At 37.0% G+C, this 24,011-nt stretch carries 27 protein-coding genes; 7 read left to right on the top strand and 20 right to left on the bottom strand.

The window, feature by feature from the left end:
- Positions 1-7: 7 nt before the first annotated feature.
- Entirely contained in the window at positions 8-2,311 is a 2,304-nt protein-coding gene (locus BR30_RS0117895; protein WP_026566165.1) for a UvrD-helicase domain-containing protein, read from the top strand.
- Positions 2,312-2,334: 23 nt separating this feature from the next.
- On the opposite strand, the gene BR30_RS0117890 is transcribed toward BR30_RS0117895, so the two are convergent.
- The 7 genes from BR30_RS0117890 to BR30_RS0117855 all read right to left on the bottom strand — a co-directional run bounded on the left by BR30_RS0117890 (position 2,335) and on the right by BR30_RS0117855 (position 6,087).
- Positions 2,335-2,589 carry a sporulation-specific transcription regulator SpoVIF gene (locus BR30_RS0117890; protein ID WP_026566164.1) on the bottom strand — a complete coding sequence of 85 codons (255 nt, stop codon included), beginning with the start codon at positions 2,587-2,589 and terminating at the stop codon, positions 2,335-2,337.
- 170 nt (positions 2,590-2,759) lie between these two features.
- Positions 2,760-2,882 carry a YjcZ family sporulation protein gene (locus BR30_RS36045; protein WP_081825505.1) on the bottom strand — a complete coding sequence of 41 codons (123 nt, stop codon included), beginning with the start codon at positions 2,880-2,882 and terminating at the stop codon, positions 2,760-2,762.
- A gap of 105 nt (positions 2,883-2,987) precedes the next feature.
- Positions 2,988-3,344, bottom strand: a complete 357-nt coding sequence (spoVAE, locus tag BR30_RS0117880; RefSeq protein WP_026566163.1) for a stage V sporulation protein AE — start codon at positions 3,342-3,344, stop codon at positions 2,988-2,990.
- 4 nt (positions 3,345-3,348) lie between these two features.
- Entirely contained in the window at positions 3,349-4,374 is a 1,026-nt protein-coding gene (spoVAD, locus tag BR30_RS0117875) for a stage V sporulation protein AD (protein WP_026566162.1), read from the bottom strand.
- Positions 4,375-4,854: a stage V sporulation protein AC gene (gene spoVAC, locus BR30_RS0117870; protein WP_026566161.1), complete on the bottom strand. Its 480-nt coding sequence runs from the start codon at positions 4,852-4,854 to the stop codon at positions 4,375-4,377.
- 16 nt (positions 4,855-4,870) lie between these two features.
- The gene (locus BR30_RS0117865) at positions 4,871-5,338 is read right to left on the bottom strand and encodes a YhcN/YlaJ family sporulation lipoprotein (protein WP_026566160.1); all 468 of its coding nucleotides are present in this window, start codon (positions 5,336-5,338) and stop codon (positions 4,871-4,873) included.
- A gap of 392 nt (positions 5,339-5,730) precedes the next feature.
- Complete coding sequence (locus tag BR30_RS0117855) at positions 5,731-6,087, bottom strand: DUF1360 domain-containing protein (protein ID WP_026566159.1); 357 nt, start codon at positions 6,085-6,087, stop codon at positions 5,731-5,733.
- Between the two features lie 131 nt (positions 6,088-6,218).
- On the opposite strand from BR30_RS0117855, the gene BR30_RS0117850 reads away from it, so the two are divergent.
- Entirely contained in the window at positions 6,219-6,728 is a 510-nt protein-coding gene (locus BR30_RS0117850; RefSeq protein WP_026566158.1) for a CotY/CotZ family spore coat protein, read from the top strand.
- 43 nt (positions 6,729-6,771) lie between these two features.
- Here the strand turns inward: BR30_RS0117850 and BR30_RS0117845 are convergent, their stop codons facing one another.
- On the bottom strand, positions 6,772-7,302 hold the full coding sequence (locus BR30_RS0117845) for a CotO family spore coat protein (protein ID WP_026566157.1): 531 nt from the start codon (positions 7,300-7,302) through the stop codon (positions 6,772-6,774).
- A 131-nt stretch (positions 7,303-7,433) separates the two neighbouring features.
- Positions 7,434-8,204 (bottom strand): enoyl-ACP reductase FabI, encoded by a 771-nt coding sequence (gene fabI / locus BR30_RS0117840; RefSeq protein ID WP_026566156.1) that lies wholly within the window; start codon positions 8,202-8,204, stop codon positions 7,434-7,436.
- A 266-nt stretch (positions 8,205-8,470) separates the two neighbouring features.
- On the opposite strand from fabI, the gene prpE reads away from it, so the two are divergent.
- On the top strand, positions 8,471-9,208 hold the full coding sequence (gene prpE, locus BR30_RS0117835; protein ID WP_026566155.1) for a bis(5'-nucleosyl)-tetraphosphatase PrpE: 738 nt from the start codon (positions 8,471-8,473) through the stop codon (positions 9,206-9,208).
- Positions 9,209-9,239: 31 nt separating this feature from the next.
- On the opposite strand, the gene BR30_RS0117830 is transcribed toward prpE, so the two are convergent.
- Genes BR30_RS0117830 through BR30_RS0117815 form a run of 4 tightly spaced genes read right to left on the bottom strand, consistent with a single transcriptional unit; the run spans position 9,240 to position 12,047 of the window.
- Positions 9,240-10,145 carry an RluA family pseudouridine synthase gene (locus BR30_RS0117830; RefSeq protein WP_026566154.1) on the bottom strand — a complete coding sequence of 302 codons (906 nt, stop codon included), beginning with the start codon at positions 10,143-10,145 and terminating at the stop codon, positions 9,240-9,242.
- 18 nt (positions 10,146-10,163) lie between these two features.
- Positions 10,164-10,958, bottom strand: a complete 795-nt coding sequence (locus tag BR30_RS0117825) for an NAD kinase (RefSeq protein ID WP_026566153.1) — start codon at positions 10,956-10,958, stop codon at positions 10,164-10,166.
- Positions 10,959-11,007: 49 nt separating this feature from the next.
- On the bottom strand, positions 11,008-11,646 hold the full coding sequence (locus tag BR30_RS0117820) for a GTP diphosphokinase (RefSeq protein ID WP_026566152.1): 639 nt from the start codon (positions 11,644-11,646) through the stop codon (positions 11,008-11,010).
- Between the two features lie 20 nt (positions 11,647-11,666).
- Entirely contained in the window at positions 11,667-12,047 is a 381-nt protein-coding gene (locus BR30_RS0117815) for a UPF0738 family protein (RefSeq protein ID WP_231507746.1), read from the bottom strand.
- Between the two features lie 107 nt (positions 12,048-12,154).
- On the opposite strand from BR30_RS0117815, the gene BR30_RS0117810 reads away from it, so the two are divergent.
- The 3 genes from BR30_RS0117810 to BR30_RS0117800 all read left to right on the top strand — a co-directional run bounded on the left by BR30_RS0117810 (position 12,155) and on the right by BR30_RS0117800 (position 14,219).
- Entirely contained in the window at positions 12,155-12,751 is a 597-nt protein-coding gene (locus BR30_RS0117810; RefSeq protein WP_026566150.1) for a CYTH domain-containing protein, read from the top strand.
- A 201-nt stretch (positions 12,752-12,952) separates the two neighbouring features.
- A complete protein-coding gene (locus BR30_RS0117805) occupies positions 12,953-13,363 on the top strand; it encodes a globin domain-containing protein (protein ID WP_026566149.1) in 411 nt (136 codons plus the stop codon).
- Complete coding sequence (locus BR30_RS0117800; protein ID WP_026566148.1) at positions 13,332-14,219, top strand: ClpXP adapter SpxH family protein; 888 nt, start codon at positions 13,332-13,334, stop codon at positions 14,217-14,219. The genes BR30_RS0117805 and BR30_RS0117800 overlap by 32 nt, the downstream gene beginning before the upstream one ends.
- 709 nt (positions 14,220-14,928) lie before the next feature.
- On the opposite strand, the gene pepF is transcribed toward BR30_RS0117800, so the two are convergent.
- The 5 genes from pepF to spxA form a co-directional block, all read right to left on the bottom strand.
- Entirely contained in the window at positions 14,929-16,752 is a 1,824-nt protein-coding gene (pepF, locus tag BR30_RS0117790) for an oligoendopeptidase F (RefSeq protein WP_026566147.1), read from the bottom strand.
- 142 nt (positions 16,753-16,894) lie between these two features.
- A complete protein-coding gene (locus BR30_RS0117785; protein WP_026566146.1) occupies positions 16,895-18,091 on the bottom strand; it encodes a competence protein CoiA in 1,197 nt (398 codons plus the stop codon).
- A 98-nt stretch (positions 18,092-18,189) separates the two neighbouring features.
- Complete coding sequence (cls, locus tag BR30_RS0117780; RefSeq protein WP_026566145.1) at positions 18,190-19,704, bottom strand: cardiolipin synthase; 1,515 nt, start codon at positions 19,702-19,704, stop codon at positions 18,190-18,192.
- Positions 19,705-19,783: 79 nt separating this feature from the next.
- Entirely contained in the window at positions 19,784-20,455 is a 672-nt protein-coding gene (gene mecA / locus BR30_RS0117775; protein WP_026566144.1) for an adaptor protein MecA, read from the bottom strand.
- A gap of 304 nt (positions 20,456-20,759) precedes the next feature.
- Positions 20,760-21,155, bottom strand: a complete 396-nt coding sequence (gene spxA, locus BR30_RS0117770) for a transcriptional regulator SpxA (RefSeq protein ID WP_026566143.1) — start codon at positions 21,153-21,155, stop codon at positions 20,760-20,762.
- Positions 21,156-21,717: 562 nt separating this feature from the next.
- Here spxA and BR30_RS0117765 point away from each other — a divergent pair.
- Positions 21,718-21,903: a hypothetical protein gene (locus tag BR30_RS0117765; RefSeq protein ID WP_026566142.1), complete on the top strand. Its 186-nt coding sequence runs from the start codon at positions 21,718-21,720 to the stop codon at positions 21,901-21,903.
- 67 nt (positions 21,904-21,970) lie between these two features.
- Here the strand turns inward: BR30_RS0117765 and BR30_RS0117760 are convergent, their stop codons facing one another.
- Both BR30_RS0117760 and BR30_RS0117755 read right to left on the bottom strand, forming a co-directional pair.
- Positions 21,971-22,909, bottom strand: a complete 939-nt coding sequence (locus BR30_RS0117760) for an ABC transporter ATP-binding protein (protein WP_026566141.1) — start codon at positions 22,907-22,909, stop codon at positions 21,971-21,973.
- Positions 22,910-24,004 (bottom strand): ABC transporter ATP-binding protein, encoded by a 1,095-nt coding sequence (locus tag BR30_RS0117755; protein ID WP_026566140.1) that lies wholly within the window; start codon positions 24,002-24,004, stop codon positions 22,910-22,912.
- Positions 24,005-24,011 lie beyond the last annotated feature (7 nt).

Raw genomic sequence — 24,011 nt, 5'->3', positions numbered from 1 at the left:
AAAAATTATGAAAACAGCGATTTATCAAAATCAGAATATTGTCCTTGAGCAATTAAGCAGGGACCAGTATCAGAAAATATTTCTCGCCGGAAAAAATGGTCATTTGAACTGTCCTATCTGTAGCGAAAACATTCGCTTGTTTTTAGGTATTCACAAGGAACCACATTTTTTCCATACACATTCATCTGAAAAACATTGTCCAGAGCCAGAAGACGTGCTCGACAAAACTGATATACAACAACCAACTACTGAATTGAATGGATTTAGCATCCCAAAGGGTAGGTCGATTACAAAAACCCCGCAAAGCATTGACCAATTCAAAGCCGCCAAAACGATTGAATACTCTGTTCCGTTTAACCTTCCAGATAATAACAATCAGGAGGAACTCTCACCTTTTTTACGACGACTTGCAGGAAATGGAGTTGTTCTTGATGAAAGTCAGGCTGCCTCTGTCAAAGAGACAGATGGCTCTCTGTTGGTACTTGCTGGTGCCGGAAGTGGAAAAACTCGGGTATTAACAGTACGAACAGCGTATATGCTGGCTGAAAAACTTATCGACCCGAAAACAATCATGCTTGTCACTTTCACATCAAAAGCGGCCGCAGAAATGAAGCATCGGCTGCTTTCATATCCGCAAATAAATCGCGATAAAATTAATCAACTCGTTACTGGTACTTTTCACAGTATTTTTTATCGCATTCTGATGTTCCACGACGCACTTAATTGGTCATCAGGCAAACTTTTAAAAAAAGAATGGCAGCGAGACAAAATCCTGAAGGAAGCTGGAAAAGAACTTGATTTATCTGAAAAAGAGTTTGCCTATGATTTAGCTCTTCAGCAAATCGGCCTATGGAAGAACTCTCTGCTAATGCCAGATGAAGTGAAGCCCACTTCTGACTGGGAAGAAAAAACCGTCTTTTTATATAAAAAATATGAAAACTATAAGAAAAAAGAAGGGCTCTTTGATTTTGATGATATGCTCATTGGCTGTTATCATCTGTTTGTCTCTTCCCCCTCCCTTCTTGAACAGTATCAAAATCGTTTTCATTATTTTTTAATTGATGAGTTTCAAGATATAAATAAGGTCCAATACGAACTCATCAAACTATTATCTGGAAAACATAAAAATGTTTGTGCGGTTGGTGACGATGATCAAGCCATTTATTCATTTAGAGGAAGTGACCCAAGTTATTTACTACAGTTTGAAAAAGATTTTCCCTATGCAAAAATGGTCACACTTGATCAAAATTATCGATCCTCACATGAAATTGTTTCATCTGCGAACCAGATGATTGCAGCGAATAAAATCCGAAGATCAAAGAAAATGAAGGCACAGTTTTCTTCAGGAACACTTCCACAGTTATTTTTCCCCTATGATGAAGAGGAAGAAGCAACGATGGTTGTCACAGATATACAAGAGCAGATATCTCTTGGAGCAAACCCTTCCGACTTTGCCATTCTTTATCGGACCAATGCCGGCTCACGTGCGGTGTTTGAAAGACTGGCCGGCTCTAACCTTCCATTTAAGATTGATCTAGATGCAGAAGCTTTTTACGATCGTTATATCGTTAGAAGTGCCCTTTCCTTTCTAAAGGTGAGCTTAAATGAGGATGACCCACAAGCTATGTCTGAGATATTACCTTTGCTATTTCTAAAGCAAACAGTCCTAAAAGAATTAAAAGCACAAAGCATTCTAAAGGACTGCAGTCTGCTTGAAGCGCTTAGCCACTTAGCCACCGCCCATGCTTTTCAGGAAAAGAAATTAAAAAAAGCGGTCACGATTATTCGGGGATTGAAGCATTCATCCCCACACTCAGCACTTGAAAAAGTCGAAAAAGATATTGGCTTTCTTGATTTTTTGAAAAAACGGGGTAACGAGTCAAATAAGCTTGAAAAAGGCTCTGACGATCTTAAAGACTTAAAAGTGGCTGCAAAAAGTTTCGATAAAATTGAGGCGTTCCTAGCTCATGCAGAGCATATGTCGGCGATGAACAAGGAAATTAAAAATTTAAGTAAACATTTTCATGATGCCATCAGTCTTAGTACAATTCACCGCTCGAAAGGTCTCGAATACAAAACGGTTTATATAATCGGTGCGGTCGACGGCAGTTTACCGCACGATTTTGCACTAGAAGCCTATCGTAATGGCGACTTTACCGCACTTGAAGAAGAAAGAAGATTATTTTACGTGGCGATGACTCGAGCTAAGGATCAGCTTTTTATCTCCGTTCCAGAAAATAGACGAGGAAAAAAAGCACATCGCTCGCGGTTTATTGCACCTCTAACTAAAAAGAAGAAGACCTCATCCTAATTTAGGAAGGAGGTCTTCTCTTTTTATTTTTTATTAAGCATATTAGAAATCGTATTGAGATCAAGTTGCTTGCCATCATTAACAATGGACTTAACAATTTGCTCTACCATTTCTTTACTTACCGGTTTTTTGGCAATATCAGAAACACGATAGATTACTCTACGGACTGTTTCTTCATCTTTAAAGTTAGCATTTTGTAATGAATTAGCTAATTCAAAGATATCTTTCATATTAACGCCCGTTTTCTTTTCAATGTTTTTAAAAAATCCATTATCCATGTTCAAAGATCACGCTCCTTCATAAACTACTTTTATTGTATGAAGGATGGATAATTTGGTGAATAAAAAATTGGAAAAGCGTACGTGCCTTTAGGCACTTTTCAGGAAACAAAGCGAAAGGGCTGGCTCCTTTTGCAGGCCAACCCATTTCCCTAAGCAAGCACTATCTATTAATAGAAGCTTGCACCAACAATGATTAAAAGGATGAATAATACGACGATTAATACAAAAGTTGAACCGTAGCCGTATCCACCGCCGTAACCGTAACCACCACATCCGCCATATCCAAACATAGAATGTCACCTCACTTCTGTAATCTCATTAATAACATATGAAATTACCCTATACTGTGTGTAGGCGCGACATCGATTTTAGTAAATTGGATTTAAAAATGTAGTTTAACCCTTAGGTTTAAAAATTAATGCACCGATAAATCCGAAAATAATTGCTGCTGAGACTCCTGAGCTTGTCACTTGAAACATCCCAGTCAATACCCCAATAAGGCCATGTTTCTCTGCATCCTGCATTGCCCCATGAACTAAGGAATTACCAAAACTGGTAATTGGAATGGTAGCACCTGCCCCAGCAAAGTCAACGAGTGGTTCATAAAGACCGAAACCATCTAATACAGCGCCAATCACAACGAGCAAACTCAGTGTATGGCCAGGAGTAAGCTTTGCAACATCAAATAAAAGCTGCCCGATCACGCAGATTAGCCCGCCAATTACAAATGCCCAAAAAAACATTGCTAACATAGGATCACCCCTTATCTCCATTCATTTCAATGGCAACGGCATGTGCGATGCATGGAATTGATTCGTTTTGCTGAAAGCTGAGCGGGGACAGCAATGCGCCTGTTGCGACTACTAAAATCCGTTTATATGTACCCTTTTTCAATTGGTTCAATAAATGTCCGTACAAGGCTGTTGCTGAGCACCCGGCCCCACTTCCCCCAGACTGTACTGGCTGATTATCCTTATACATTAATAACCCGCAATCCTGGAATTGTTTTCGTTCTAATTCGAGACCACTTTTGTTAATTAGTTCAAAGGCTGTATCATGACCGACCCTGCCTAGGTCCCCTGTAACAATCAAGTCATAATAGGATGGGTCTATTTGCAAATCACGGAAATGAGCAATAATGGTATCGGCTGCGGCAGGAGCCATAGCCCCTCCCATATTAAAGGGATCTGTTAATCCCATATCAATCACTTTTCCGATCGTAGCCGCGGTTGTAACCGGAAATACCTGCCCAGGCTCATTAGGCTGCACAAGTCCCACGCCTGCTCCTGTTACCGTCCATTGTGCAGTCGGCGGTTTTTGACCTCCATACTCTGTTGGGTAGCGAAACTGTTTCTCTACAGCTGCATTATGGCTGGATGCACCTGTCAAGACATAATTTGCTCCCTGGTAATTTACAATGAATGAAGCCAGAGCCAACCCTTCCATGGATGTTGAGCATGCACCGAAAAGACCAAAATAAGGAATCTGTAAGGTCCTTGCGGCAAAACTTGTTGGTGTTATTTGATTAATTAAATCTCCAGCAAATAAAAATTGAATCTGTTCTTTTTCCATATTTCTTTTTTTTAATGCTGTTTTAATTGCCTCTTCCAATAGTAACCGGTGTGCTTTTTCATAAGTTTCTTTCCCCATCCATAAGTCTTCATATAATAAATCGAAATCCTCTGCTAAATTACCATTGGCTTCAAACGGTCCACCAGTAACCCCGGTAGAGGTGATCATTGGTCGATTAGTAAAAATCCATGATTGATGTCCTTTTAACAATTACAAAACCCCCCACATTACCAGCAGCGTTTTAATAAGTGCTACAATAAAGGCTGAAAAAACACCGAAGAGAACTACTGAGCCAGCTAGCTTGAACATATTTCCACCTACACCTAAAACAAAGCCTTCTGTTCGATGTTCAATGCATGCAGAGATTACGGCATTACCAAAGCCGGTAACGGGCACAGCACTTCCTGCTCCGGCAAACTGTCCAAGACGATCGTAAACTCCAAATCCAGTCAATAGCATAGATAAGAAGACCATTGTTGCCACTGTTGGATTTCCTACACTCTGTTCGGTAAAATCAAAAAAATAAATATAAAAATAACTGATGGCCTGACCGATTACACAAATAATTCCTCCAACAAAAAATGCCTTAATACAGTTCTTCAGAACAGGCCGTTTAATTTCATGCTTCTGTTGAAGTTGTTGATATTTGCGCTGCTGGGGCGTCATATTTTTTTGTTTACTCGTTGCCATCTATTTTCTTCCTTTCTTACTTTAAATCTTTTGTCATGTTAACGATTTGGTTAAAACGGTTTTCAGCTTTCTTAGCTGTATATTTAGAGGAGTTCATTCTCTCATCAAGTCTGACTGTTTCGAGAAAAATTTTATAGTCACTTGAGATTGTAAAGTTTTCATCTGGATATTTTTGCTCCAGCATTTTGTTGATATCTTTTTCAATTTTTTTCATTCTAAATCGATGCAAATGTTTAACCTTATAAACAACTAGTGTATCTTTCTTTCCTTTTACAACGGCCACATCATATAGTTCGGGAAATGAGCTGACATCCTGCTCAATGTCTTTAACATGATCTTTACTTTTATTCTTTTGTGTTACGATTGGGCTAGGATTCGTTGTTTTGATTAGAGTTAATTGGCTATCCTTTATCTGTTGGTTTTGATCACAGGAGGAAAGTAACAATAAACAAGCGAGTAATACCCATTGATGAATTGCTCTCATATGATTCCCATCCCTTGTTCCATTTTATATTTACCGCTACTATGTAGTTTTTTCGACAATGGTTAAAATTATGAGGAGTAACTTGCAATTTATCTATTGTTTTGGAAGAAAATAAAAAACTGCCAGATAATCTGACAGTTCCTCTTACTTACCTTGAAGTTTTTTTTCCACAGCCACAACCTGTTCCTTTTTGCTTTATCGATTTTGATGGTTGATACATGTTAGTCGATTGTGATGATTGAATTGATTGTGAATACTCAGTTGAGTGTGAATACTCAGTTGATTGAGTTCCCCTTTTCTTTTGGCTCATGATACTCTCTCCCTTGCTGTCAATTCTATGTCCACTGCTATAAAATATGAACAACCTATAAGCCTTGTCTCAGCGGACACCACTATTTTCCGATAAAAAACTGCACAATCGACTCGATTATGGAGGCAAATCCCGCAACCGCCAAAATTAAGATAAGTGGGAACGAAAAGTCTGGGAATAGCATTGATAAACTAACAATTCCTATGGAAGTCCATATTCCTGTACACCAATAACAGCTAAGAAGTTCTCCGAAAAATTTTTTGGCTCCCTTTTCTTTCGGTACGTAATAAACTTCCATTTCTCCGTACTCATTTTCTTCATTTATTTCATTAAAAAATGGAACCCGAATAAACTCGGTAATTTTATCAAAAACCAGTAACCTTGTCAGCCTAAAGCTCGCCAGCGAGAGAAGAAGCAAGTTTAATAAGGTTATTTTCATATTAGAGAATCCTTTCAAAGACCTTTTCTAAGCCTAATTTACTTAAATAAGGCGATTGTCCGTGTCCCAAAACTGCTCTGATAAATATCTTAGTATTGTAAGATAAATATCGGATTAAGGAGGAAATATAAATGGGTTGTGGAAATAATCATGATTTTCGTCACGGAAATTGCGTTTGCGAAGTCGTTCGTGCTATTAAAGATATTCAGGACAATGCAGTAGAAGAAGACGATTGCCCAGAATGTTCCAGTTGTTTTAATGAGCCTCTTGGGTCACTGGTATCACCAGTAAGGAGAGATCCTGTCGATACACGCGTATTTGTATTAAGTACTGCAGATGGCTCTCCATTCCATGCATTCTTTAGTAACGAAAACAATGCATGTGTGTCTATCTACTTCCGCGTAGAAGATGTATTTGATAACTGCTGCGCTACACTTCGTGTGTTAGTACCAGGACGCCGCGAAGGTGGAACTTTCTGTCCAGTTAACTTGGTTTCAGGTGGAGATAAATGCTGCATCAATCTTGATAAAGTTTGTCAGGTTGAACGCTTCCGCGCAAGTAACGACTGTATTACAGTTGACTTAAGTTGCTTCTGTGCAGTGCAATGTATCGCTGATGTAAACTTAGGAATTTGTAACTAAAAATGTAGCCAGTCGGTAAAACGGCTGGCTTTTTTATGTTCCACTATTTCCCTATCCCAATCAAGAAAATATTCGTAAGTGCAAGTACGGGCACAGTTTTAGTTGTTTTATCATGAAATCGAATCGTCACATCATGACCATCGTAATCGATCAGATACCCTTGATAGTTATTTTCCTCGGTAACAAAAACGCATGGAGCAGGCGGGAGGACCTTCGGATAGTTCTTTAAATATTCTATGCGTTCTTCTATACTCATTTCTTTAAAAGGCTTTACCTTCTTTAATGATGAATGCTGCCTTTTTTGAGGTGGTTTAGATGTTGTTTCCTGTGAATTCGTGTGTGGTGTTGTCGGTGGATTTTCTATTTTAGCTGCGTCTTTAATTATTTGCTCTGGTTCCAGTTCCTTTTTTGCAAGTGAGATTTTAATCTTACCATCCTCCTCGCTCGGCTTTTCTTCGTCAAGTTCCAATAGTTCGTGTTTGATCGTATATGTGTCCTGCATGTTTGTAGAAGGAGTTCTTACAAACGGCTGTTGTATAAATAATAATGGTCCTTTACTCTTTTCTTCGGACATTCTCTGCACCTCCATTTACATAAACCTTTAGATTATATTTATGCTAGATGCCCACACAGGTCACAATAAAATTCAAAGAAAAGAAATTTTCTGCATAAAAATAGACCCGTAGTAAATACGGGCCTTCAAAGTTATAGGATATGGTATCCGGAATCAACGTGAATGTTTTCTCCAGTAATTCCTCTTGATAGATCACTGAAAAGAAACACAGCAGTGTCGCCAACTTCTTCTGGAGTGGTTGCTCGGCGTAATGGAGCTCTTTCTTCAATTTCTTTTAAGATGGAATTAAAATCACTTATTCCTTTTGCGGATAAGGTTCGAATAGGACCTGCAGAAATCGAATTAACACGAATATTTTCTTTACCAAGGTCTGCAGCTAAGTAACGAACACTAGCATCAAGAGAAGCTTTGGCTACTCCCATAACATTATAGTTCGGGATGGCACGTTCGCCGCCCAAGTATGTCAATGTGACAATACTTCCTCCTTCAGTCAATAATCCTCGTGCTTCTTTCGCTACAGCAGTTAAGGAATATGCACTGATATTGTGAGCGAGCAAGAAGCCCTCTCTGGTTGTGTTTAAATACTCTCCGCTTAGTTCTTCTTTATTTGCAAATGCGATGCAGTGTGCTATTCCATGAATGGAACCAACTGATTCTTTGATTTCAGCAAAGCATTTTGCAACTTCTTCATCGTTTGTCACATCACAAGGTAATACAAGTGTCCCATCGGCTTCTAAAGAACCTGCCAGTTCACGGACACTGCTTTCTAACCTTTCACCTGCATAGGTAAAAATTAATCTTGCTCCTGCATTGTGCAGCGAGCGGGCAATTCCCCACGCAATACTGCGTTTATTGGCTACACCCATTACAACGTACGTTTTTCCAGATAAAGAAAGATTCATATTGAAAAAGTCCTCCTACAATTACACATGATATTAGTACTTGGTACTAATTTTACACTAATTTGTCATAAATGAAAAGTTTACATTTTTTCAAGGCGCTGTTAAATAGCCTTTTTCAAAAATAATTAAGAGGTCTCGCAAATTAGTCTCCCCCTCATCTTCGCCGATATGATTTCTAATCATGACTCCTTTCAATCAATAAGTGGGAATTCTTTTTATAAAATCAAACGCTTCGACTAAAAATATGGGGGATAAGGAGTGATCCAATGAAAATTGATGTAATCGGTGATATCCATGGATGTTTAACTGAATTTAAGGAACTCACGTTGAAGCTTGGCTATAGTTGGGCGAATGGAATACCCCTTCACGAAAACAGAGTCCTTGGTTTTCTTGGTGATTTAACAGACCGTGGACCTGCTTCACTTCATGTAATCGAAATTGTTTGGAAGTTGGTGATGAGAGAAAAAAAAGCTTATTACACCCCAGGGAATCATTGCAATAAGTTATACCGCTTCTTCCTAGGCAACAAAGTTCAGATTGCACATGGGCTTGAAACAACGGTTGCTGAGTATGAATCATTACATAAAAAAGAACAGCAATCCATTCGAAAAAAATTTACTGAACTATACGAAAAAGCTCCACTCTATTTAGTATTAGACAATACGAAGCTTGTAATTGCCCATGCAGGGATTAAACAAGAATTTATCGGACAATCCCATGGAAAAGTTAAGGAATTTGTTCTTTACGGGGATATCACAGGTAAAAAACACCCGGATGGGTCTCCAATCAGAAAAGATTGGGCGAAGGAGTATCATGGTGAGCCATGTATCATTTATGGACATACGCCCGTAATAGAGCCTAGGTATATAAATAATACTTACAATATTGATACGGGCGCAGTCTTTGGCGGGAAACTTACGGCCTTAAGATATCCCGAAATGGAATTGGTGTCAGTTACATCTACTATGCCATATGTGGAGGAAAAATTTAAACAATTTGATTAGGAGTATTGAAATACACAAAAAAGGCTGCCTCTTAATCAAGCAGGTCAGCCTTTAATAAGTTCCCCATATCTTTAGGTAATGGTGCCGTAAATATCATCTCATCGTTTAAAAATGGGTGAATAAAGTATATTTTTTTACAATGTAGTGCTTGTCGATTTATTTTTGATACATTTCCTCCATATAAATCGTCACCAAGTAAGGGATGCTTCAAAAAAGACATATGAACTCTAATTTGATGGGTTCGTCCCGTTTCAAGCGTAAGTTCCAAATGCGTAAACCCATTATATCTCGCAAGAACCTGATAATGAGTACAAGCATATTTTCCATCCTTACGAACTTCCCTCTCGATGATACTGTCATCTTTACGGCCAATAGGAGCCACAATTCTACCATTATCTTGTTGCATCTCACCCTCAGCAAATGCTTCATATGTCCGCTTAACTTGACCGCTCTGCTGCATTATACTAAACAAATGATGTACATGGCGGTGTTTAGCAATCAGAACAATTCCTGAAGTATCCCTGTCAAGCCGTGTGATAATGTGAGTAGTAGCTTGCAGACCGCAACGCTGATAGTAGCCAATCAGTGCATTCGCCAAACTGCCTACAGGATGTTCTCGCGACGGAATCGTGTTCATTCCTGCTGGTTTATTTACTACCAACAAATACTCATCTTCATAAAGAATCGATAAAGGAATATTTTCACCAGAAAGCCCCTCGCTCGGACTTTCACTGGGAAAAATCACGGTTAATTTATCGTTTGATGCTAAACGATAGCGGACATTTACTTCTTCTCCATTTACTAGGATATTACCACCTTTGAACTTAATATCCGTTAAAGCCGTCCGAGAAATTTCTTTCTCTTTTAAAAATTCCCTAATCAATGTTCCTGCATCGCTTTCACCAATGACCCACTTCATTTGAAATTGCTGAGACATTACAACGACACCTGCCTCTTAATCTGAAATAAAGGAATCATGAACTCTTTTCCAAAACGGAAATGGGCGGAAGCGAGCAAAGCGGATTTTTTCTTCTGGCACCCTAAATTGAATGGATTTAACATCTTTATGAAGCATTGTCAGGTGGTCAATTGTAACCTGGAAATCTGACCGATTGACTGGTTTAAGCATACAATTATGGTGAGCAGGAAGGATTAACGGCGAGCCAACCGTCCTAAAAACCTTATTATTAATCGATGCCATCTCCGCAATTTGAAGGGCTGCAATTGATGGATGAATAATCGCTCCTCCAAGGGCCTTATTATAGGCAGTACTTCCTGAAGGGGTTGAAACACATAAGCCGTCACCACGGAACCGTTCGAAATGCTGTCCACGAATCTCCACATCCATAACCAATGTCCCCTCGACACTTTTTACAGTTGACTCATTTAAGGCAAGATACCTTGATTCCTTTCCAGCATGAGAATAACGAATTATGACCTCTAACAGAGGGTATTCGACAACCTGATAAGGTGTTTTCGCAATCGCAATCACTAGTTTCTCAATTTCATCCGGAATCCAATCAGCATAAAATCCAAGATGTCCGGTATGTATTCCAACAAAAGCAGTTTTATCTAAACGGCTGCTATAGCGATGGAATGCATAAAGAAGCGTGCCATCACCACCAATGGACACAACTATATCAGGTTGGTCTTCATCGTATATAAGATCGAAATCAAGTAAATACGTCCGCATTTTGTGCATTAATATATTTGATTTTTGATCTCCTTTTGATGTAATCGCAAATTTCATAAATTTTTGGCTCCTTGTGAGAATGGCGTTTATATCGACGTCAAATTGCTCAGTTCTTCTCTTCCTGTTTCAATTCTTTCTTCCTTGTAAAAAAGGCTTGAGCATCCTGTATTTCACCGCGAATTAATGACATTTCCTCATCTAATCGAAACGCTGCTTCAGCTGCTCTTTGCAGCCGCATTTGAATATCACTAGGAAATATCCCTTTGTACTTATAGCTCAATGTATGTTCAATTGTCGCCCAAAAATTCATAGCAAGCGTTCGTATCTGAATTTCCGCAAGAATATTCTTTTCGCCATGAATGGTTTGAACTGGATAGCGAATAACAACATGATACGACCGATAACCGCTTGTTTTTTTATGTGAGATATAATCTCTAACTTCAACTACTTCAAAATCATTACGGTTTCTTATTAAATCGACGACTGTGTGAATGTCATCAACAAATTGACACATAATGCGCATTCCCGCAATATCCTGCATTTCTTCTTCTAATCTTTCAAGTGGTATCCCTTTTTGATTTGCCTTATCAAGGATACTTGCAATTGGTTTAACTCTTCCCGTAACGAATTCAATCGGTGAATGAGTAGCATCAAGTTCGAATTGACCTCTCATCCCCTTTAATTTTACTTTTAACTCTGAAACTGCCTGTTTGTATGGGGCTAGAAATTGGTCCCAATGCTTCATAATTTCACCTCTAAAACAAGTTATGTTAAGAAAATATGCTCAACTTTTGTAACCATTTCTTTCCCATAATTACTATTACCCGTAATATTAGTTAGCACATAATCAAATTCATCCTGGAAGTTTTCTAGTTCTTTTTTCTCTTCGTTAAAAGTAACCCATACCGGTAATTTTTTTTCGTTTGCAATTTTTAAGTGTGGCCAGATTTGTTCATGTAAAACGATATATGTATAATCATCTTTATCTTCCATTAAGTAAATGAAAGAAAATTGGTCAGAATCTACAAGAATTTGTTCTCCAGGAACTAATTCAAGGATGCTCTCATTTGTTTCTAACATTAGTTTCTCTTCAATTATGTATGACTTTTCAATTATCATTCTTTTCTTCATCATTGATACCTCCATTATTCACCCCCTTATTTTAGCATAATTCACGATTTCTCCCAAGGATTGATGTTGAGGTTGAAAAGAGCTAATAAAGAAGATCCCCCTTTAGAAAGGTTGATGAACACGTGACACAAAATATTGAAATTGAATTTAAAAACATCCTAACAAAGAATGAATATGAACATTTGCTTAAGTTTTTTAAGGTAGATAAAAATCAAATTTTTAAACAGGAAAACCATTACTTTGATACACCAAATTTTGCTTTAAAGAGTAAAGATACCGCGCTAAGGATTCGAAAAAAAGGCTTAAACTACGAAATGACCTTAAAACAGCCAGCAGAGGTAGGTCTTCTAGAGACCAATCAGACAATCAGTGAAGATGAAGCACAATTGGCCATTCACTTTGGAAAACTTCCAACAGGAATCATTCAACGTCTTATAGAGGAAAGTGATATTTCTTTTTCAACACTTGAATATTTTGGGTCATTAATAACCGAGCGAGTTGAATTCGAGTATAAGCAAGGATTATTGGTATTGGACCACAGTATCTATCTAGAAACTGAAGATTATGAATTAGAATATGAGGTTGAAAACTATCAGACTGGAGAGAAACTCTTCTTTGAACTGCTTGAACAATTTAAGATTCCTGGTCGTTTAACAGAAAATAAAATTCGCCGTTTCTATTACCGAAAATACCTTCAATCAAATGGTAATGGATCTTAAATGTATTTGAATGTAGATTTAATTTAATTGGAGATATTTTCAACTTCCTAATTCCTGCTTTTTCTATTAAGAACTGCTCACATGGCATACATTATTAATATGTTTAATTGACAAATTTCCATTTTCAAAGCAATTCATTTGAGATATGAAATATGCATTGATAAAATAAATCTACATACTACATTTAAGGGAGTTGGCAACATGATTGAAAGAAAGCTTTCACCATTTGAATCCATTGGTGAAGAAACATTACACCGTCTTGTGGACACTTTTTATGGCCTTGTTGCACAACATCCTGACCTAGCTCCAATATTCCCAAATCAATTTACAGAAATTGCTCGGAAACAAAAGCAATTCTTAACTCAATATTTAGGCGGTCCTTCATTGTATACTGAAGAACATGGCCATCCTATGATGCGTGCACGTCATTTGCCATTTCCAGTTACTCCTATACGTGCCAAAGCCTGGCTAGCATGCATGTCACAAGCAATGGACAAAATAGGCTTGGAGGGTCCCATAAGAGATGAATTTTATTCACGACTTTATCTTACGGCACAACATATGATTAATACGCCTAACGATGACGAGACCACAGGTGAAGATAGTGAATAGTTCAAAATCTTCGAGTGCAAAGCGGCAATGCAGTGATAAAAAGCCGATTGAGATTTACATGTTTATTGATCCTTTATGTCCTGAATGTTGGGCATTAGAGCCGATTTTAAAGAAGTTGCAAATCGAATATGGACGTTATTTTTCAATTAAGCATATTTTAAGTGGACGATTAGCCGATTTAAATATAAGTAAGAAAAAGAATTTCGAGAATATCGCTCAGGTGTGGGAGAAAACTGCTAGCAGGTCAGGAATGTCATGTGATGGAAGCCTATGGTTAGAGAATCCTGTCGATTCTCCTTATACTGTTTCCATCGCTTTAAAAGCAGCAGAATTACAAGGGCGACGGGCTGGACTCCGTTTTTTACGGAGAATCCAAGAAGGATTATTTTTAGAGAAACTAAATGTTTCTAATCTTGAGGTGTTAAAAGATTGCGCTCGGAGCCTTGGGTTGGATGTGGAGGAATTCATGTATGATATCCATTCTGAAAGTGCAGCAAAAGCTTTCCAATGTGATCTGAAAATTACTTCTGAAATGGATGTACAAGAGATTCCTACCTTAGTATTTTTTAATGAAAATGTGGAGGATGAAGGGATTAAGATTACTGGTTCCTACCCCTATGAGGTATATGTCCAAATATTAGAAGAAATGCTTTCTGAAAAACCAATCCAATCTCCTCCACCGCCATTAGAATCGTTTTTGAAATTTTTTAAATTTGTAGCATCAAAAGAAATTGCTGTTGTTTATAATATGTCGATTTCACAAATTGAAAAGGAAATGAAAAAACTTCTTTTAAAGCAAGTGGTGGAACAAATTCCAGCTAAGTATGGTACGTTTTGGAGATATATCGAACAATAAGATGCATGCCGTTATAACGGCGTGCTTTATTTTTTCAATAGCTCTGTCACACTTGCCTGTTGATTTCCGCTCCAGGCACTTCGCTTTCCGCGGGCGGTCCGGGGAGTCTCCTCGTCGCTGCGCTCCTGCGGGGTCTCCCCTGCCCCGTTCTCCCGCAGGAGTCTTCGTGCCTTCCGCTCCAATCAACAGGGTGCCAAAATAAACAATATGCTTAACCTAACCTTTTAAATAAACAAAAATACCTTGCAGATTCTACTGCAAGGCATTTTTCTATTATACGAACAAAGGGGATGGGAGAAATTTTTCACGGTCAAACAAAGGGGTTTGTGTTTGTTGTGATCAACTTCATGTATATAATATAGCATGCTAATTCTATGTACGGCAATAAGTATGTGCTTTGTTTCACATAATTGTCAAATTATCATAAATTCATGGAATGGACAATAGACATAGTAGTAAGAGAAATGAAAACTCACTTTTATGAGGGTGGCCTTTATATATGAGAAAATTCCCTTTAACGCTTATGATTGTTTTTATTTTAATTGCCTTTTTTCTTCAAATCCTTGCACTGTTAAAGATTTTCCCTTTATTGTTCAGTACCCCTATATTATTTGTAGCGATATTTATCTTCATCAATTACCTTAATGACCGGAAAAAGTTTAGAGGATTTTAGAAAGGGATGGCAGCCAGTTTGGCACCATCCCTTTCATTATGCTTGCGTTAATAATTGCTCTAATTCATTCAGTTTTTCTTCAAAAACCTTACAAGCATTTTTTATTGGCTCGGCACTAGTCATATCGACTCCAGCTTTTTTCAAAACCTCAATCGGATAATCTGAGCTTCCTGCACTTAGGAAGTCAATATACCTTTTCACCGCTGGTTCGCCTTCTTCTAAAATTTGCTTGCTTAGTGCTGTAGCTGCACTAAATCCAGTAGCATACTGATAAACATAATAATTGTAATAGAAATGTGGAATTCTCGCCCATTCCAATCCGATTTCCTCATCTATTACAATATCTTCTTCGCCAAAATATTTTTTATTTAATGCGTAATAACTTTCTGTTAATGCATCAGCAGTTAAGGCTTCGTTATTTTGTGCTTTTTGATGGATCATATGTTCAAACTCAGCAAACATAGTTTGACGGAACACGGTCCCTCTAAAGCCTTCTAGGTAATGGTTAAGTAAGTATATACGTTTTTGTTCATCATCAATTGTTTTTAATAAATAGTCGTTTAAAAGTGCTTCATTACAAGTAGAAGCCACTTCTGCAACGAAAATGGAATAATTGCCGTAAGGATACGGCTGTGATTTCCGAGTATAGAAACTGTGCACGGAATGGCCAAATTCATGGGCAAGTGTAAATAAGTTATTTACATTATCTTGCCAGTTCATTAAAATGTATGGATGTGTCCCATATGCTCCTGATGAATAGGCGCCGCTCCGCTTTCCTTTATTCTCATGAACATCAACCCAGCGATTTTCAAAGCCCTCAGTTAATATTTTTGAATATTCATCACCTAGTGGGGCTAATCCTTTAATGACTAAGTCCTTCGCTTCTTCGTATTTGATTTCCATTTTCACATCTTTGACTAGAGGTGTAAATAAATCATACATATGAAGTTCATCAAGACCCAGAACTTTTTTACGAAGCTTTATATATCGATGTAATAAATGAAGATTATCGGTTACCGTATTTACAAGGTTATCGTACACACTTTCTGGGATATTGTTCGCAGAAAGCGCAGCATGTCTAGCTGAATCATACTTTCTTACTCGTGCATTAAAATTATCCTTCTTCACATTGCCACTTAACGTACTTGAAAATGTATTTTTAAAATCACCATATGTCTTGTATACAGCTTTAAATGCATCGTGTCTTACCCGTGGGTCTTCACTTTCCAAGAAGCGAATATAGCGGCCATGAGTAATTTCAACCTCAGCACCATTTTCATCTTTAATAGATGGAAATTCAAGGTCTGCATTATTCAACATCCCAAATGTATTACTAGAAGCATCCATTACCTCGCTGGCTTCTGCTAGCAATGCTTCCTGTTCTGCCGTGAGGACATGTGGTCTTTGCAGGTTAATTTCAGCTAGTGCATGCTCATAGAGCTTTAATTCCGATTTTTCACTTAAGAAACTGGTTACTTGGTTCTCATTTAAAGAAAGAATTTCAGGGACAATAAAAGCTAATTGACTGGCTGCTTGTGAATACATATTTTTCATTCTGTCATCCAGGCCTTGATAAAAAGAGTTTGTGGTATCTTGGTCATAACGCATATGCGAATATGTATAAAGCTTTCCAATTCGTTCTAACAGTTTGTCTTGGAATTGTAGCGCTTTATAAAGTGTCTCTGCACTTTCACCTAATTTCCCTTCAAATTCTTTAATTCCTGGGATTTGGCTTTTTACTTCTTGAAATTCCTTTTCCCATTCCTGATCATTCGAAAAAATATCTTCTAATTTCCATGTATCTTGTTCAGGGATTTCACTTCTTGCTGGAAGTGATTTTATTGCTGTTTCATTTGCCATCCTTCATCCTCCATTCTATATTTACCTGTGATAGAAAGTATCATTACATAGTATTCTCCTTATCTTTCCAATTTCCTTTTAGCAATTGACAGAAAGGAAACTATTTACACCTCTAATAGTATGCCCTTCTGTTAGTTTTCATTTATCTATTCGATAGGAAACGCTGATATTTTTGAAAAAATAAAACCTTCGCTTCTTCTTTTTCTCTATTTGTCCTAGGAATAAATATTTTCCGTTTCAATTGAAATGTGGTTTCTCCCATTTTCGTAATAATACCCAATTGCTCTAACAATAAAAGATAGTCAAGGATGGCAGATAACGATGTCCCTGTTGTAACCTGTGGTAAATTTCTTAAGACAATTTCTTTTCTACGAATCCTTTTATTGAAATGGAAAGACAATTCCTGAAGGGTTATTAAATCACCAACATATTTGTTGACAATACAATCAATAAATAAGTAGGTTTGCCAAATAATCGGTGAAGTTTGAATGACTAGCGAATGAGGGATTGGAAGGCCAATTTCTGTCGGTAAAAGGAAGAGATTAAGATTTCTGTTATAAATTTCATGGAGAAATGAATGATGCTGTTTACTAGGATGGAGGGTCCAATTAAGAAGAAATTTTTCAATTTGATTGTTCCAACTAGAAAAATCTATTTGATTGTTGATCTTTGGTTCTAATAAATCATTCATGTCCATATTCCTTATTGGGTAAAAAGTATGATGAGCGAAGGCATTTCTTGTCGAGTAAGGGGTAATGGATCCAATAAAATGAAATTGCTGTTTTTCGGGGCAATAGGATGGTATATAAAACTTTCCTGCAGCAGTTGTTCGTAAAAATAGGTATTGAAAGTTGGACAAAGCAACCATATTATTTCTTTTCGTACGGATTTGGTTGCTAGATATAATCCATATGGGATGATAACCGTTCTGAAGATATGAATTGGTCCTTTTGATAAGTATACTTTCTGGAATCGTTGAACATTGATACTCTAATGCAAATTTCTCTCCATTAAACTTGAACATTATGTCAGGTCTTTGCTGAATTTCCTTATCATAGTACTCTAATATTGAAGGGACCTTTTGTTCCACCAGCCACTGATAGAGCTGACGTTTGCCCTCCATGTGGTATATTGATTCATTTTCATAAAAATCACGACAAACTCCGCTTTGCTTATGGGCAAAATGAAAAATACGCTGATCCCCTAATTTGAGCAAAACGCTTTCCCCGCAAATAGGGCAAAAAAATTCTTCTTTACTGCGAAGTTCTAAAAGAGTATCTTTTTTATAATCCAGGCCGAGACAGATACATTCACCCATTTTGGTTTGAGCCGTTAACAATTATTTCATCCTCCTTTCTCTATGTAAATTCGTCAAAATTCGATAAATTCCTTTTAGAACATAAAAAAACTCGCCAATTTGACGAGTTTTTTATTAGTTTAGAGTAAAGGCGAGAGTAGTCTTGCCGTCGATTCAAGTACCTTAAAACCAAGATGTCTGTCATCAAAGGTTGCTTTATCCAATTGTTTGGAAAATTCAAGGTCATTTAAATACTCCTCAACAAGCTTTTGTGTGCTATTTGTACGAAATAAGAAAGCATTTACCTCGAAATTCAAATGAAAACTTCTCATATCCATATTCGATGTCCCAATCGAGGCTAATTCATAATCAACAATGACAATCTTACTGTGCATAAACCCCCGCTCATATTCATAAACTTTAACCCCTGCGTCCAAAAGTTCCGGAAAGTATGACCTTGAAGCATGAAAGACAATCCGTTTATCTGGTTTATTTGGTACAAGAAGTCGTACATCAATACCACTAAGTGCAGCTACTTTTATGGCTGAAAAAATATCTTCATCCGGTATAAAATAAGGGGATGCAATCCAAACTGATTTCTCTGCGCTTGCAATCATGGAGAAAAAAATATTCTTAATTACACTCCACTCATTATCCGGTCCCCCAGCAATTAGCTGCACCCCACCGTGACTTTCATCATTAATCTGAGGTGATAGGTATTCGGCTGTTAAGAAACTGTGACTGGTCATATAATACCAGTCTTGTAAAAAAATTAACTGCAGCGTTCTTACTGCCTCACCTCGAAGCATTAAATGAGTATCACGCCAAAACCCTATCTGCTTATTTCTCCCCAGATATTCATCCCCAATATTTAGCCCGCCTACAAAGCCGATATTTCCATCAATGATAATCATTTTACGATGATTCCGGAAATTAAATTTATTATTTAAAAATGGGAGTTTTACAGGTCCAAAAGTAACCATTTCAATCCCCTCATTTTTAAGTTCATTAATATAAGATTTTGAAAGCTGCCAAGAACCCACTGCGTCATATAAAAAACGCACCTTAACACCTTGATGGGCTTTCTCAATCAATAGATTTTTTATTTCCTGCCCTATACGATCGTGACGAACAATATAATATTCCATATGGATATGATGTCTTGCCTTTTTTAATTGCTCAATAATATGCTGAAAGGTTTCCTCACCGTTTGTTAATATTTTTGTAGCAGTGTCAAAGGAGATTGGGCTATTCCCTAGTTTTTGAGCCAAGTTAAATAATTTCCCTTGATGTTCACCCATTAAACTAAGTTTTTCATCATTTCTCGGATCTTCTTCCCCTTCAACGGTCAAAAAAGCTTGTTTATCTAGAAAATATTTTTTTCTAAACATCTTTTCCTTACGATAATTTCTTCCAAAGAGGAGGTAAAAAATAAAACCAACTAATGGAAAGCTGCCTAATACCACTAACCATGTAATCGTTTGTGTTGGATGGCGGCGGTTCTCAAGGAAAATTACAAAACCTATGAATATGACCGACAGTGTAACAAGTACACTCAGGATACCAAAAATTCCACTAGCTAAACGATCCTTAAAGAAAAACCATAGTATGGATAATAGCAACAAAAATAAAATAACCCTTACTGTGTTTTTCAGTGTCCTCACCTGCCAGAATTTATTTCCAAAATAATTAATGCTAAAAATACCGATTTCAATATTGAAATCGGTACATTAGTTAGCGAAAATGTTTTCGTAATTCAGCAAAAACATTATCAGAAATTATCTCTTTACCATATTCTTGAATTCGATGTATTGTAAGTTGTGTCTCAACACCGTATTCAAGCAAAATACTTAATATATCGTCAATTTCATCTTCTTCAAATAAGTCTTCAGGAAATTCTGTAAATAGATAATATTTCCCTTCAAAATGATAAAGCTTTGTCACTAAGTCATCTAAACCTGCCCGATTGGATAAACTAATGACATCCTCAAAATCTTTAAAACCAATGAGGAATTCTAATGTTTCTTCCTCAAGTAATATACCTTCCTCATTTGTATGATTTGGATTGAAATGATGATCCAGAATCTCATCAATTTGCTCATCAACTGGCAGATCTTTTAGTTTGTCATTTGGAATGGGTAATTCAAACTTTTGACCATCCTTTGATAGTTGTGCTTTAGTGACAAGGATTTCTAAACCTTTATCAAGAGCTTGAACTTGAATCCAAAGAGGACCCTCAATTACAAACTCTTCTTCATCATGAACTTCATCCATCATTTCCCAAAAGAGTTCTTCACTTCGTTCCCGATTGTACCAGATTTCCTCACGGTCAAAGCCTCGTTCTTCTATATCACCATATGAAATGTAAAATTTCACTGTATTTTCATTAATGCGTTCAATCTCCATCTAAACCTCTCCCTTCCGTTTTCCAGATTGAAGGGACTAAATACCCCCAAGCAGATACTGCCTTAGCATTTACTTAAATCCATAAGAATTTTCAAAGGGCAAAAAGTAAATACTCATGTACTTTATTTTATGATAAAAGTACTAATAAGGGAAATAAAAAAGGCTAAAATCTAAAAACCGTGATACTGCCTAAAATTAGCGGTACGATATTCTTTTTATTGTAGCAAAGTGACACCGAAACTACAAATGATAACATATAATTTTTATATACAAAAAAAGACCTCCTAAATGAAGGCCTATTTATTTAATTAACCATTCGCTGTGCTTCGCGCAGCTGGAACGTTCTAACTCTTCTTGGAAGGAATCGTCTGATTTCATCCTCATTATACCCAACCTGTAATCGTTTTTCATCAATGATAATCGGGCGTCGTAATAGCCCTGGATTTTCTTTGATCAAACCAAATAGATCTTGTAACGGCATTGCATCTAGGTTAACGTCTAATTTTTGAAATGTCTTTGATCTTGTAGAAATAATTTCATCGGTACCATCCTCGGTCATTCGAAGAATCTCTTTAATCTCTTCCATGGTTAATGGCTCTGAAAAAATATTTCTCTCTGTGTATGGAATTTCATGTTCTTCTAGCCATGATTTTGCTTTTCTGCATGATGTACAACTTGGTGAAGTGTATAGTGTTACCATCCGATCTTCACACTCCTCTTTTATTTGAGACTATTATTTAATATCCATTATATTGAATCAAGCGATTTGGTTGTAATCAGGTAGTACCAATTTCAATAATAATTATAAATAAGTAATTTATATCATTGATTATACACCACTGTTTCTTAAAAGTGTATCCTTTTTTCCAAAAAATATTGTAAGAGCAAAACATTCAAAAATTTCGATTACACTATATTAGACGAATAATTCTTCTAAAAGTTTCATGTTTTTTAATTATTTTATCTGTAATTTTGCACTAATAATTATTCATCTGTTATAATGTTCGTCAACAATGATTGAAACAGCAAGGGTCTTCATGAAATAAATTACTTATAATAATGAGTTACCCTATTTTTAAGAAAATTAAACCATAAATGTATTCTCAATTAAAAATTCGAAATGAAAACGCATTCATTGTGTTTTGAAAACTTATCAATGTAATTTAATTTCCTCTTTAAATCAACAGTAAGTTCTTTTACAATAAAGTAGGGGATATTTAAATTTGCACCACAAATATCTAATTAATGGAGGGGTTATTACCATGGGCTCATACATATTGGATTTAACGATTGTTGCTTTATTAATTGTAGGAATCACAGCCTTAATGGGTGTAATTACAAACAGTTTTGGAGAAAAGGTATTCGGTGGTAAAAATCGAAGTGAATTTGTTGATGAAAGTGCCAAATACCAGACTGGATGGAAAACTGTTGGAGGAAATCGGAAATAAGAATACTTAATAATTGCCGTTAACAGGTGAAAAAACGATCTCAACAGGGAGATCGTTTTTTTTATGTTTATTTAGATTGTGCTTGGAATTGTTTGAATTCTTTCTCAGAACATAATACAAAGTGTCCTGGTGTAACTTCTCTAAATTCCACAGGTTCATTAGGCTCGTAGTTATGACTTGCTGGGTCATAAGATCTCCGTTTACGAGTCCGTTCACTGATTGGATCTGGAGATGGAATTGCGGATAAAAGTGATTGAGTATACGGATGAAGTGGGTTTTTATAGAGTACATCCGCAGGCGCAAGCTCAACCATTTTACCAAAATACATAACACCGATCCGGTCACTAATGTATTTAACCATTGAAAGATCATGAGCAATAAACAGATAGGTTAAGCTTTTCTCTTTTTGCAGTTTTCTCATTAGGTTTACGACCTGAGCTTGGATAGAAACATCCAAGGCTGAAATCGGTTCGTCGGCAATAATAAATTCCGGTTGTACAGCTAGGGCACGTGCAATCCCAATCCTTTGACGCTGACCACCACTAAATTCATGTGGATAGCGGTTTGCATGCTCTCTATTCAAGCCCACGGTTTCTAGGAGCTCATACACTTGCTCCATCCGGTCTTCCTTAGACTTTGCTAAACCATGTATATCAATTCCCTCGGCAATAACATCTGCTATTTTTAATCTAGGATTTAAAGATGCATAAGGGTCTTGGAAGATCATTTGCATTTTTCGGTTGAATTCTTTTAATTGTTTCTTTGATTTTTTCCCATGAACATTTACTCCATCGTATAAAACTTCTCCGCCAGTAGCATCATACAAACGGATAATTGTACGTCCAGTTGTGGACTTGCCACAGCCAGACTCACCAACAAGGCCCATTACTTCGCCTTTATAAATATCAAAGGATACATTATCAACAGCTTTTACTTCATTTGTTTTACCTTCATTAAAATATTGCTTTAGGTTTTTAATCTCAAGTAACTTCTCACTTTGAGCCATTTATTTCCCCTCCTTTATTCCAGGGAATGCAGCTTGACTTGCCTTTCCTACTGACACAACTCCAGGTTTACCTGCAAATTGACTTTGGCGTCTTAGTACTGCAGCAGGCGGTTCAACCTTAGGTGCATCCGGATGCAGCAGCCATGTTGCAGCATAATGCGTATCCGACACTTTGAAGAATGGTGGTTCTTGCTCCAAATCTATCTTCATAACAAATGGATTACGTGGTGCAAACGCATCACCTTTTGGTGGATCTAATAAATCTGGTGGTGTTCCCGGAATAGAGAATAGTTCATCATCTTGGGTATCCATATCAGGCATTGAACTAATTAATCCCCATGTATATGGATGTTTTGGATTATAGAAAATCTCATCAGCAGTCCCAATTTCAACTATTTTTCCTCCGTACATAACAGCAACACGATCGGCTACATTTGCAACCACACCAAGATCATGCGTAATAAAGATAATTGATGTATCAATTTTCTTTTGCAAATCTTTCATTAATTCAAGAATTTGTGCTTGAATGGTTACGTCAAGTGCAGTTGTCGGTTCATCAGCAATAAGAACTTTCGGGTTACATGCTAAAGCAATAGCGATAACAACCCTTTGCCTCATACCCCCAGAGAACTGATGAGGATATTGATCCACACGTAACTCCGCCTTAGGAATACCAACTAGCTTTAATAATTCAATTGCTCTTTCCTTTGCTGCGTGTCTGCTCATGTTTTGGTGTTTAATAAGAGGTTCCATAATCTGATTGCCAATTTTCATGGTTGGATTTAAAGACGTCATCGGATCCTGGAAAATCATTGATATATCTTTCCCACGGATTTTTTGCATATCCTTATCCTTTAATTTTGTTAAATCCTTACCATCAAATAGAATCTGGCCGCCTTTAATTTCTGAATTGTGCTCAGGAAGTAAACGCATGATTGATTTGGTTGTTACAGATTTACCTGAACCAGATTCACCTACAATGGCTAAGGTTTCACCATTATATAAATCAAAACTTACGCCACGGATAGCTTTAACTTCACCTGAAAAGGTATGAAACGATATATTTAAGTCTTTTACTTCTAAAATTTTCTCCATTTACATC

It is taken from the genome of Bacillus sp. UNC41MFS5, from assembly GCF_000686805.1.
This window is presented reverse-complemented; position numbering and strand designations above follow the sequence as displayed.